Annotated in this window: 10 protein-coding genes and 1 pseudogene; 6 read left to right on the forward strand and 5 right to left on the reverse strand. The window is 73.9% G+C overall.

What is annotated here, in order from left to right:
• Together AB0G13_RS31670 and paaN are read left to right on the forward strand one after the other, a co-directional pair.
• Nucleotides 1-641: pseudogene (locus tag AB0G13_RS31670) on the forward strand (GNAT family N-acetyltransferase); the annotation flags it as partial.
• A gap of 52 nt (nucleotides 642-693) precedes the next feature.
• The gene (gene paaN, locus AB0G13_RS31675) at nucleotides 694-2,367 is read left to right on the forward strand and encodes a phenylacetic acid degradation protein PaaN (protein ID WP_357882384.1); all 1,674 of its coding nucleotides are present in this window, start codon (nucleotides 694-696) and stop codon (nucleotides 2,365-2,367) included.
• Between the two features lie 51 nt (nucleotides 2,368-2,418).
• On the opposite strand, the gene AB0G13_RS31680 is transcribed toward paaN, so the two are convergent.
• On the reverse strand, nucleotides 2,419-2,952 hold the full coding sequence (locus AB0G13_RS31680) for a GNAT family N-acetyltransferase (RefSeq protein ID WP_357882386.1): 534 nt from the start codon (nucleotides 2,950-2,952) through the stop codon (nucleotides 2,419-2,421).
• Nucleotides 2,953-3,162: 210 nt separating this feature from the next.
• Between AB0G13_RS31680 and AB0G13_RS31685 the strand changes: the two genes are divergently transcribed.
• The 3 genes from AB0G13_RS31685 to groL all read left to right on the forward strand — a co-directional run bounded on the left by AB0G13_RS31685 (nucleotide 3,163) and on the right by groL (nucleotide 6,604).
• Entirely contained in the window at nucleotides 3,163-3,366 is a 204-nt protein-coding gene (locus AB0G13_RS31685; protein WP_067305333.1) for a cold-shock protein, read from the forward strand.
• 181 nt (nucleotides 3,367-3,547) lie between these two features.
• A complete protein-coding gene (locus AB0G13_RS31690) occupies nucleotides 3,548-4,708 on the forward strand; it encodes a hypothetical protein (protein WP_357882388.1) in 1,161 nt (386 codons plus the stop codon).
• A 273-nt stretch (nucleotides 4,709-4,981) separates the two neighbouring features.
• Complete coding sequence (groL, locus tag AB0G13_RS31695) at nucleotides 4,982-6,604, forward strand: chaperonin GroEL (protein ID WP_088998150.1); 1,623 nt, start codon at nucleotides 4,982-4,984, stop codon at nucleotides 6,602-6,604.
• A gap of 56 nt (nucleotides 6,605-6,660) precedes the next feature.
• On the opposite strand, the gene AB0G13_RS31700 is transcribed toward groL, so the two are convergent.
• The 3 genes from AB0G13_RS31700 to AB0G13_RS31710 all read right to left on the reverse strand — a co-directional run bounded on the left by AB0G13_RS31700 (nucleotide 6,661) and on the right by AB0G13_RS31710 (nucleotide 8,593).
• Complete coding sequence (locus AB0G13_RS31700) at nucleotides 6,661-6,858, reverse strand: hypothetical protein (protein ID WP_088998151.1); 198 nt, start codon at nucleotides 6,856-6,858, stop codon at nucleotides 6,661-6,663.
• A gap of 90 nt (nucleotides 6,859-6,948) precedes the next feature.
• Nucleotides 6,949-7,878: a GNAT family N-acetyltransferase gene (locus AB0G13_RS31705; RefSeq protein ID WP_357882391.1), complete on the reverse strand. Its 930-nt coding sequence runs from the start codon at nucleotides 7,876-7,878 to the stop codon at nucleotides 6,949-6,951.
• A gap of 106 nt (nucleotides 7,879-7,984) precedes the next feature.
• Nucleotides 7,985-8,593: a helix-turn-helix domain-containing protein gene (locus AB0G13_RS31710; RefSeq protein ID WP_357882394.1), complete on the reverse strand. Its 609-nt coding sequence runs from the start codon at nucleotides 8,591-8,593 to the stop codon at nucleotides 7,985-7,987.
• A gap of 63 nt (nucleotides 8,594-8,656) precedes the next feature.
• On the opposite strand from AB0G13_RS31710, the gene AB0G13_RS31715 reads away from it, so the two are divergent.
• Nucleotides 8,657-9,247: a dienelactone hydrolase family protein gene (locus AB0G13_RS31715; RefSeq protein ID WP_357882398.1), complete on the forward strand. Its 591-nt coding sequence runs from the start codon at nucleotides 8,657-8,659 to the stop codon at nucleotides 9,245-9,247.
• Between the two features lie 21 nt (nucleotides 9,248-9,268).
• Here the strand turns inward: AB0G13_RS31715 and AB0G13_RS31720 are convergent.
• Nucleotides 9,269-10,920, reverse strand: a 1,652-nt coding sequence (locus AB0G13_RS31720) for a S8 family serine peptidase (protein ID WP_357882401.1), incomplete at its 5' end; no start/stop codon positions are given.

The raw sequence follows: 10,920 nt of genomic DNA on the forward strand, positions 1-10,920 counted from the left end.
GCCGCCGCCGGGCGGTCCAGGGCGGCTGGCTGGACCAGGCGGCCAAGATGATCGCCGAGCGCGGGGTGCCGGCCGAGGAGATCGCCGCGGCGGCCACCCGGCTCGACCACGCGGGCCTGGCCGCGTCGCTGGCCGAGGCCCGGTCCCGCGCCGCCGGGTACCGCACCGTCCGCTGGCAGGGGCGGACCCCCGGGGAGTACGTCGCCGACATCGCCTACCTCGACGGCCGGCTGATGGCCGACGCGCCCCTGGGCGACGTGGAGTGGGAGCCGGAGCGGATCGACGTCGAACGGGTCCGCGGCATCGAGCGGGCGCTGGAGGCGCGGGGGCGGCGGCGCTACCACACGGGGGTGCGGCACGAGGCCTCCGGTCAGGTGGTCGCCTGGACCCTGCTCGACGTGGGCGCCTCGGCCGACTGGCACGCGTTCCAGCAGATCACCATCGTCGACCCGGAGCACCGCGGCCACCGGCTCGGCCTGCTCGCCAAGGTCGAGAACCTGCGCCACCTGCTGGCCCACGAGCCGGCGGTACGCGCGATCGACACCTTCAACGCGGCCGAGAACGCCCACATGGTGCGGATCAACGAGCAGCTCGGGTTCCGCCCCGTCGACGGGTGGACCGACTGGCAGCTGACGATCTGAGTTGTGACACGGCCCTACTGATCCTGGGCCTTCCTGTTGCATGATGGCGGGCATGACGGAGACCCCGCACCCCCTGTACGACAGGCACGCCGACACCCTCAACCGTGCGCTGACCGCGATCACGGAGCGCGGGTACTGGTCCGCCTACCCCGAGTCGCCCAGCCCCCGGGTCTACGGCGAGACCGCCGCCGCCGACGGCAAGGCCGCCTTCGAGGCGTACCTCGGCGGTGACTTCCCCCTCGACCAGCCGGGCGCGGCCGACCGGGTCGCCACCGAGACCAGCCCGTTCGGCGTCGAGCTGAACGTCCGCTACCCGCACGCCGGCGCCGACGAGCTGCTCGCCGCCGCCTCCGCCGCCCTGCCCGGCTGGCGCGACGCCGGCCCGCAGGCCCGGGCGGGGGTCTGTCTGGAGATCCTCGACCGGCTGCACAAGCACATCTTCGAGCTGGCCAACGCGGTGCAGTTCACCAGCGGCCAGGCCTTCGTGATGGCCTTTCAGGCCGGCGGCGCGCACGCGCTGGACCGCGCGCTGGAGGCGGTCGCCTACGCGTACGCCGAGATGACCCGGCACCCGGGGACGGCGGGCTGGGAGAAGGCGGCCGGCAAGGGCGACCCGCTGCGGATGACCAAGACCTTCCACGTGGTGCCCCGTGGTGTGGCGCTGGTGATCGGCTGCAACACCTTCCCGACCTGGAACTCGTACCCGGGGCTGTTCGCCTCGCTGGTGACGGGCAACCCGGTGGTCGTCAAGCCGCACCCGCGCGCGGTGCTGCCGCTGGCGATCACGGTGAAGTACGCCCGGGAGGTGCTCGCCGAGGCCGGCTTCGACCCGAACCTGGTGCTGCTCGCACCCGAGGCCCCCAGCGAGAAGCTCGCCTCCACGCTGGCCCTGCACCCGGCGGTGAAGATCATCGACTTCACCGGCTCCACCGAGTACGGCGACTGGCTGGAGGCCAACGCCCGGCAGGCGGCGGTGTACACCGAGAAGGCCGGGCTGAACACGGTGGTGATCGACTCCACCGACGACTTCGCCGGGATGTGCCGCAACCTCGGCTTCACCCTGACCCTCTACAGCGGCCAGATGTGCACCACGTCGCAGAACATCCTGATCCCCCGCGACGGCATCGCCACCGACCAGGGCCACAAGAGCTTCGACGAGGTGGCGGGCGGGATCGCCGCGGCGGTTGCCAAGATCACCGCAGATCCGGCGCGCGGGGTGGAGATGACCGGCGCCATCGTCAACGACGGGGTGCTGGAGCGCCTCGACGAGGTCACCAAGGTCGGCGAGGCGGTGCTGGAGTCGCGTACGGTCGAGCACCCCGCCTTCCCCGGCGCGGTGGTCCGCACGCCGACGGTGGTCCGGCTGGCGGCCGACGACACCGCGACCTACTCGAAGGAGTGGTTCGGGCCGATCTCGTTCGCCATCGCCACGGACTCCACCACGCACAGCCTGGAGATCCTGCGCTCCACGGTCGGCGAGAAGGGCGCGCTCACCGCGGCGGTCTACTCCACCGACGAGGCGGTCCTCGACGCGGCCGAGGCGGCGGCGATCGAGGTCGGGGTGCACCTGTCCTGCAACCTGACCGGCGGGGTCTTCGTGAACCAGTCGGCGGCCTTCTCCGACTTCCACGGCAGCGGCGCCAACGCGGCGGCCAACTCCGCGCTCACCGACGGCGCCTACGTGGCCAACCGGTTCCGCATCGTGCAGTCCCGCCGCCACGCGTGAGGAGTCCGGCTGCCCGGACCGGCCCCGGAAGGGCCGGTCCGGGCAGCCGCGTCAGGCCGGTCGGCGCATCTGGAGTTCGGTGAGCGCCGGGACGGTGGGGTGTGGGACGCGTACGCCGGTGTCGACGAAGCCCAGCCGCCGGTACGCGCGACAGGCCCGGTCGTTGCCGACCACGACCTCCAGCATCAGTTCGGGGCGCCCGCAGGCCCGGGACCAGGCCGCGACCGCGTCGACCAGGTCGCCGAGGAGGCCGGTGCCCCGCCAGGGCGGGGTGACGTAGACGGCGTACACGACGGTCAGCCCCGCCTCCCCGGGGGCCGCCGTGCCGCCGGCGTGCCCGACGAGCCGGCCGCCCGGGTCCGCGACGAACTGTGCGGTGCCGGGCCCGGCGGAGACGGACGCGATCCGGGCCGCGTAGTCCGCGTGCGGGCGGGCCGCCGCGTCGGCGAGGGTCTCCAGGAAGGCCAGCGGGGCGTCGGCGAGCATCTCCAGCCGCAGGGCCCGCATCCGGGCCGCGTCGCGCGGTCGGACCCGCCGGATCTCCGCCCGCCGCGCCGGTCCCGACCCGTCGGGCGTGCTCGTCATGACGCATCCCTATCACAGCGACGAACACCGATGGCGCTCGGTCGGAATTTGCCCGATTTGCGGTCGTGCGCCGTCGTCACGCTTCGTGTAGCGTGCGATTTCGGTCACCGTTTCAGCGGCTCTCGTCGATCGCCGAGCCGGTGGTCCTCCGGTGCCGGCCCGCCCGGCCTCCGGGGTCGTGGAACGCCGCGCAGAGTGAGGAAGTGCACCGTGGCACAGGGCACCGTGAAGTGGTTCAACTCCGAAAAGGGCTACGGCTTCATCGCCGTCGACGGCGGGCAGGACGTCTTCGTCCACTTCTCGGCGATCGAGATGGACGGCTACAAGGCGCTGGACGACGGCCAGCGGGTCGAGTTCGAGATCGCCCAGGGTCAGAAGGGCCCCCAGGCGGAGCGCGTGCGCGTCATCGCCTGACCGGGCGTTTCTCCCACCCCGGCGGCGGCCGGCCTCCGGACGATCCGGCAGTGGGGCGCCGGGCGGGGTGGCCCGGGGGCCGGGCAGCCGTCAGCCGGCCCGTCCACGGGGGCGGGCTTCGGCGCGGTTGCGCCGGCAGGGAAGGATCGTGAGCCGTTCCAGCCATCGCTGAGGAGGGTTCATGTCCGACCAGCCGCCCCAAGCCGCGCCGCCCCCGGGAGATCCCGACCCCGCCGCGACGCCACCCGGCGGCCCGGCCGCACCGGAGCCCGGCGCCGCCACGCCCCCGGCCAGCGGAGGACCGGCCGTCCCGGGCTACCCCGTCGTTCCGGGCGGCGCGCCGGCGGGCCCGCAGCAGCCGCAGGACTGGGTCTTCCCGCCCACCGGCGGGTACCCGGTCGGCTCCGGCCCGTACGGCGGGCAGCCGTGGTACCCGGGCGCCCCGGTCGCCTACCCCGGGCAGCCGGTCCACGGGTGGTACCCGCCGGGGCACGGCCTCGACCCGGCCGACCCGCTCGTCACCCCGCCCGGCGCCGGCGTCAACGGCTGGTTCAGCCGGTGCGTCGGCGCGGTGCGCCGTGGCTGGCGGCTGCTGCTGCCGATCCTGCTGCTCACCCAGGTGCTGCCGGCCCTCGTGGTGTCGGTGGTCTCGTTGGTCCTCGACCCGACCGCGAAGTGGGAGCAGTCGATGGCCGACGACCCCGCCGCGCTGCCCGACACCTTCGTGACCGACATGGGCGTCATGCTGTCCGTGGTGCTCGGCAGCGCCCTCCTCTTCGGTCTGGTGCAGAGCCTGGGCTGGGCGGCCGGCACCTGGGTGGTCACCCGGCAGGCGGCCGGTCAGCCGGTGAGCATGGGCGCGGCCCTGTCCTACGGGGCGCGCCGGGCCCTGGGCCTCTGGGGCTGGACCCTGCTGATGAGCGTGATCATCACGCTTGGTGTCTGCCTCTGCGTCATTCCCGGCATCTACTTCGCCTTCGCGCTCAGCATGGCCGGCCCGGTCTACCTGTTCGAGCGGCAGCACCCGATCGGCCGTTCCTTCCGGATGTTCCACGACCGGCTCGGTCTGCTGCTCGGCCGGGTGGCGCTGGTGGCGGCGGCGGTGATCGTCGGCAGCGGCGCCGCCGGCATGGTGGAGGGCATCGGCGCGCTGCCGTTCGGCACCACCCCGATGGACTCGCCCGGCACGGCGGTCGGCGTGATCGCGGTGGCGCTGGTGGGCGCGGTGCTGGCCCTGCCGACCCACCTCGCCCAGCTGGTCGGCCTGGTGGTCACGTACGCCGAGCAGCGCGCCCACGAGGGGCCGGTGGACAGCGCGCGGCTGGCCGGTGAACTCGGCTGACCGGGGCGGTCGTGCTTGCACTCGACAGGGGAGAGTGCTAAACAAGTCATTGGCACTCGCATACCGTGAGTGCCAATGGTCGGGGCGGTAGGGCCACGGTCGTAGCGGCGTCCAGACGCGGCTGCGGCACATGGCCGGTCGTCGCGGGCTATCCGGCCCGACCGAGGAGACGTCGTCGTCGCCAGGTGGCGACGTCCCAAGGTGCGTACACCAGGCGGCCCATCCGGGACACACACTCGGGTGGCCCGTGAGTGTCCAGGAGGACAACGCCGTATGGCCAAGATGATCGCGTTCGACGAAGAGGCGCGCCGCGGCCTCGAGCGGGGCATGAACCAGCTCGCCGACGCCGTGAAGGTGACCCTCGGCCCCAAGGGCCGCAACGTCGTCCTCGAGAAGAAGTGGGGTGCCCCCACCATCACCAACGATGGTGTGAGCATCGCCAAGGAGATCGAGCTCGAGGACCCCTACGAGAAGATCGGCGCCGAGCTGGTCAAGGAGGTCGCGAAGAAGACCGACGACGTCGCCGGTGACGGCACGACGACGGCGACCGTCCTGGCCCAGGCCCTGGTCCGCGAGGGCCTGCGCAACGTGGCCGCCGGTGCCAACCCGATCGCCCTGAAGCGGGGCATCGAGGCCGCCGTGGCCAGCGTCTCGGAGGAGCTGCTCAAGCTCGCCAAGGACGTCGAGACCAAGGAGCAGATCGCCTCCACCGCCTCCATCTCCGCCGGTGACACCAGCGTCGGCGAGATCATCGCCGAGGCGATGGACAAGGTGGGCAAGGAAGGCGTCATCACCGTCGAGGAGAGCAACACCTTCGGGCTGGAGCTGGAGCTCACCGAGGGTATGCGCTTCGACAAGGGCTACATCTCGGCCTACTTCATGACCGACCCGGAGCGCATGGAGGCCGTCTTCGACGACCCCTACCTCCTGATCGTCAACAGCAAGATCTCGTCGGTGAAGGACCTGCTCCCGATCCTGGAGAAGGTCATGCAGTCGGGCAAGCCGCTGCTGATCATCGCCGAGGACATCGAGGGCGAGGCCCTGGCCACCCTGGTCGTCAACAAGGTCCGGGGCACCTTCAAGTCGGTCGCCGTCAAGGCGCCGGGCTTCGGTGACCGCCGCAAGGCCATGCTGGCCGACATCGCCATCCTCACCGGTGGCCAGGTCATCAGCGAGGAGGTCGGCCTCAAGCTGGACGCCGTCGGCCTCGACATGCTGGGCCGCGCCCGCAAGGTCGTGGTGACCAAGGACGAGACCACCATCGTCGACGGTGCCGGCGACGCCGAGCAGATCCAGGGCCGGGTCAACCAGATCCGGGCCGAGATCGACCGGAGCGACTCCGACTACGACCGCGAGAAGCTGCAGGAGCGGCTGGCCAAGCTGGCCGGCGGCGTCGCGGTTATCAAGGTCGGCGCGGCCACCGAGGTCGAGCTGAAGGAGCGCAAGCACCGCATCGAGGACGCCGTCCGCAACGCGAAGGCCGCCGTCGAGGAGGGCATCGTCCCGGGTGGTGGCGTCGCGCTGGTCCAGGCCGGCAAGACCGCCTTCGACAAGCTGGACCTGGTCGGCGACGAGGCGACCGGCGCGCAGATCGTCAAGATCGCGCTGGACGCCCCGCTGCGGCAGATCGCCGTCAACGCCGGTCTCGAGGGTGGCGTGGTCGTCGAGCACGTCCGCAACCTCAACCCGGGTCACGGCCTCAACGCCGCCAACGGCGAGTACGTCGACCTGCTGGCCGCGGGCATCATCGACCCGGCCAAGGTGACCCGCTCGGCGCTGCAGAACGCCGCGTCGATCGCGGCGCTCTTCCTCACCACCGAGGCCGTCGTGGCGGACAAGCCGGAGAAGACCCCGGCCGCCCCGGCTGGTCCGGGTGGCGGGGACATGGACTTCTGAGTCCAGCTCCAACGCCGAAAGGGGCGGGCCGCGTCAGCGGTCCGCCCCTTTCGCTGTCACGTCGGCAATGGCCGTTGGTTGCGTCTCTTCTGCGCCCGGTCGTACGGCTGCGGGATCTGCACCGGCTCGTCGACCAGCGTCACCGGCTCGTCGGCCGGCTCGTCGACGCCGGCCATCTCCGCCTGCTGCTCGGCGTCGCCGTAGTCGAGCCGGTCGAACGGCAGAGGGCCGGGGCGTTCGTCGTCCGTGGTCATGGCTGCCTCCTCTACCGAAACGGTAGGGCGCGACGATCACCGATGCGGGCGAATGGCGTTATAAGGATCTATATCCCATTCGCCCCGTTGTCAGGCCCCGAGCGCCTTGCGGTACAGGAAGAAGACGCGTTCGATCCGGGCACCCGCGCTGCCCGAGTAGAAGGGGACCGGCCCCACCCAGCCGATCTGCGCCGCCGTCACGCCCGCCGCCCGCTGGTCGCGCAGGCACCGGCGCAGCAGCACCCCGCCGATCCCCGAGCCCTCGGCCGCCGGGGCGGTGCCCATCGGGCCGAACCAGCTCGGCCGGGACGAGCCGTACGCGGCGAAACCGAGCACCTCGCCGTCGCGTTCGGCCAGGTGACAGCCCGCCCCCTCCCGGCCCACCGAGCCGGCCAGCTCGGCGTCCCAGGCCCCGCCGAAGGTGGCGCGGGCGAACTCCGCCAGCGCCGGCAGGTCGCCCGCCCCGGCGCGGCGGACCGTCACCCCCCGCCCGGCCAGCCGCGCCTCCGCGGGCTCCGTCGGACGCAGCGCGGGCGAGTCGTCGTACGACAGGTCGGCGGTCATGTTCCACGCCGTCCGGTCCTGCCGGTAGCCGAGCGCCAGCGCGGCGCAGACCGCCGGGGTGTAGCGCACGTCGATGCCGGGCCAGGCGTAGTGCGGCGGGTGCCCGGCGAGCAGCACCTCGGCCGCGCCGAGGCCGGCGAACCGCGCCTCGGCGACCGCCAGCAGCGCCCGCCCGACACCCTGCCGCCGCTGCTCCGGCGCCACCGCGACCAGGTCGACGTGACCACGGGCGTCGCCGTCGCCGGCGGCGAGAGAGCCGACGAGTGCGCCCACGAGGCGCCCCTCCCGGTACGCGCCCCACGCGACCACCGGACGATGGGTGGCGGCCCGCGCCCAGAGCGTGTCCACGATCGCTGGCGCCTCGGCCGCGTCCTCCGGCAGGTCGAGTGCCCGCCCGCAGAGCTCCACCACGGCGGGCCGCTGGTCGGGCCCCAGCTCGACGATCTCCAGGTCCATGGACGCCGACCCTAGATCACCGGAGCGTTTCTGTCGGGAAGGGGCCCTGTTGGCGCCGCCCGGCCGGCGGACCGCCGTGAGCGTGGCCGCGACCGACCCGGTCGCGTCAGCCAGCCGGTTTCGGCTTCGGTTCCGGTTCCGGTTCCGGGTCGGGCTCGGGGAGGGTCGGCGCGTCGGTGGGGTAGAGGCCGGCGACGAACCCGTAGACCTGATCGCCGGACCGGGGGATCTGGGCGAAGCGGCGGGCCAGCGCCTGCACCTCGGCCCAGAACGCGCGTACCTCCTCGACCGGGATGCGGGCGTGGACGAGGGTGCAGCGCAGATCGTCGGCGGCGTGGGCCGCGGCGGACTCGGCGACCGCCTCCGCGAGCCCGTTGACGGCGGTCGCGACCCGCTTGTCCTCGGGGCGGGTGAGCGCGCCGATGTAGAGCGTGCGGGCGACCCGGCCGTAGTACCGCTCGTCGATCGCCCGCACCCGCCGGGTCCGCACCACCCGCAGCAGGCCGGCGTCGACGAGCGCGTTCACGTGGTAGGCGACGCTGCTCTTGGGCCGATCGACCGCCCGGGCCAGCTCGGTCACCGTGGCGGCCCGCTCCAGGAGCAGCTCCAGGAGGGTTGCGCGCAGGGGATCGGCCAGCGCGCGGAGCTGCGCGGGCGCGGTGACCACGAGCATCTCGTCGAGGTCGTAGTCCGGGATCCGCTCATTGCTCGACATTTCTCGACCGTTCTAGAATCATGGATCATTCGATCGTTGTCGTCTGTTGACAGGAGTGTAGAGATGGCCGACGTCGTCCTGTTCCACCACCTGCGCGGGGTCACCGACGGGGTGCGCGAGTTCGCCGAACGGTTGCGGGCCGGCGGGCACACCGTGCACACGCCGGACCTGTTCGACGGCGAGCGACCGGCGACCCTCGACGAGGGCTTCGCGCTGACGAAGCGCATCGGGGGCGAGGTGCTCCGCGAGCGCGCCGACCGCGCCGTGGCCGACCTGCCCGGCGGTCTGGTCTACGGCGGCTTCTCCTGGGGCGCCGCCACCGCCCAGCGGCTCGCCCAGACCCGGCCGGACGCCCGGGGCGCGCTGCTCTACGAATCCTGCCTGCCCGTCACCGGCGAATGGGCCGTCGGCCCCTGGCCCGCCGGGGTCCCGGTGCAGGTCCACGGCATGGACGCCGACCCGTTCTTCGCCCTGGAGGGCGACATCGACGCCGCCCGCGAGCTGGTCGGCATCGTCGGCTCCGACCTCGCCGAGCTGTTCGTCTATCCGGGCGATCAGCACCTGTTCACCGACAGCACGCTGCCGTCGTACGACGCGGACGCGACGACCCTGGTGGTGCGGCGGTCGCGGGAGCTCCTCGACCGGCTGCGCTGACCCGGCGGTCCGCCCCCGCTCTCACCCCCGCGCTGCCTGGACGGCGGCGTACGCGTCGACCAGACCGGCGCCGATGATGTTCGCGTCGCCGCCGCAGGTGTCCGTCCGAGAGGCGTACGTCGCCTCGGCCCGGGTCACGGTGTCCCGCAGGAGCTGCCGGGTGCGGGGCAGGTCGCCGACCAGCGCCGGGTTGGCCGACCACATCAACGCCACCACGCCGGCCACCTGCGGGGTCGCCATCGAGGTGCCGCTCAGGGTGGCGTACCCGCCGCCCGGCATCGCCGACAGCACCTCGTCGCCCGGCGCGACCAGGTCCGGCTTGGCCGTCCCCGGCACCGGTCCCCGCGACGAGAAGCTGGTCACCCGGCGCTGCCGATCCACCGCGCCGACGGTCAGCACGTCCGCGTACGGGGCGGGCGGGTCGTCGATCGAGCCGCAGTACGGCCCGGTGTTGCCGGCTGCGGCCACCACCATGATGCCGGCGGCGTCCAGGGCGGCGGTGGCCGGCCGGAGCACGCCCGGGTCGCAGCCCTCGATGGCCGGGCAGCCCCACGAGTTGGTGAGGACGTCCGGGGCGCGGGCCGGGCGCCCGTCGGCGAACGGGTCCCCGCCGGCCGGGAAGGGCGCCAGCATGAACTGGAGGCAGTCCAGGTAGTACGCGGGGTTGCCCAGGTTGCGGTCGAGGTTGACGCAGCCGACCCACCGGGCGCCCGGGGCCACCCCGATGCCGCCCCGGCCCACCGCGCTGCCCACCGTGTGGGTGCCGTGCCCGCCCTGGTCGGTCGGCGCCCGGGTGCCGTCCCACGGGTCGTGCCAGGAGTCGTCGCCGCCCCGGAAGCCGCCCGTCAGCGCGGGGTGCCCGCCGTCCACGCCCGAGTCCGAGCTGCCCACCACGATCCCGGAGCCGTCCACCCCGAGCTGGGACCAGACCCGGTCCGCGCCGAGCATCCGGACGTTCCACTCCGGGCCGGCGGGCGCGGGCGCGGTGCCCCGACTGCGGCCGGCCGGCGCGGCCAGCGGTCGCACCCGCTGGCTGACCAGCACCCGGGCCACCTCCGGCCGGCGCGACAGCCAGGCCCGCACCGCCGGCCCGCCCGCCACCTCGACCGCGTTCACCAGGTAGTAGGGGGTGTGCTCCAGCCGCAGCCGGCGCAGGTCCCGCCGCAGGTCGGCCTGGGTCCGCTCGGCGGTCGCGACCAGCCGCCGGTACACCTCGCCGACCCGGGCGTCCCGGCCGGCCCGGCCGGTCGTCGCCGGGACGCCACCGAGGTCGGCCTGCTCGCGGAGCACCACGAACAGCCGCTCGCCGTGCAGGCCGGGCTGGCCCGCGCCGGCGGCCACCACGCCGACCGCGACGAGCAGCACGCCGGCGGTCACCCCGGCGACCCGTCGGCTCGGCCGCCGGCCCCGGGTCAGCAGCACGCCGTACGCCACGGCGAGGACGGCCGCGACGGCGAGCCCGGCGCCGGCGGCGGCGGCCACCCAGAACGGCACGTCGCGGGTGCCGGCCAGGACGAGGGTGATCTCCTCGGGATCGGTGAAGGCCAGCGGGCCGAGCACGCCGAGCCCGACCAGCCAACGCGCTGCGGGCCGGACGGCGCCCGTGCCCGGCCGCCCGGCCGGGAAGGGGCCCGAGGGCCCGGCGGGCGCGGCGCCCGGGAGGCCGGCGGGCA

The sequence above is a fragment of the Micromonospora sp. NPDC023633 genome, assembly GCF_040640035.1.
In the GTDB taxonomy this organism is placed as follows: domain Bacteria; phylum Actinomycetota; class Actinomycetes; order Mycobacteriales; family Micromonosporaceae; genus Micromonospora.